General features: G+C 42.2%; 1 protein-coding gene. It reads right to left on the reverse strand.

Going from position 1 to position 567, the window contains the following annotated elements:
- A partial coding sequence (locus tag AAIG11_RS17935) for a transposase (RefSeq protein ID WP_343187556.1) occupies positions 1–467 on the reverse strand: 467 nt, incomplete at its 3' end.
- Positions 468–567 lie beyond the last annotated feature (100 nt).

Here is a 567-nt window from a genome sequence, read left to right on the forward strand (position 1 = left end):
TTGCTCGCATTGGCCCGAATATGGGTTGAATCGGTGTAAAAAATTTTTCCTGACACCATTTTGTTTTCCATTGCCATTAGGACCACTTCGTTCATAATGCTTTCATACACCTTCGCGTCTTTAAATCGCTGGGTTCTGTTGTAACTAATCGTGCTGTGGTCGGGGATGGTATCGGTGATGCCGTAACCTAAAAACCAGCGGTAGGCCATGTTGTGATGGATTTCTTCGGCCAGCCTTCTTTCTGAAGGTATTCCGTAGAGTGCCTGGATTAGAGACATCTTGAACAGCACCACTGGATCAATGGATGGTCGGCCCATGGTATCGGCATAATACTCATCTACAAGGTCATAGATAAACCCCAATGATATGTGCTTATCAATTTTTCTCAGTAAGTGGTCTTCTTTTACCAACTGCTCCAATATCACTAATTCGGCTTTTAGCTGAACATGGTCTCTCTTTGTCATCATTCGAATCACCCCTTATATCTATATTCGACATCAAGGGGCGAATCTCCTTTTTGATTGCAAGAAAAAAAGCCTATTTTCATAGACTTTTTCAACAACCTCA

Source organism: Anoxynatronum sibiricum (assembly GCF_039414295.1).
In the GTDB taxonomy this organism is placed as follows: domain Bacteria; phylum Bacillota; class Clostridia; order Peptostreptococcales; family Tindalliaceae; genus Anoxynatronum; species Anoxynatronum sibiricum.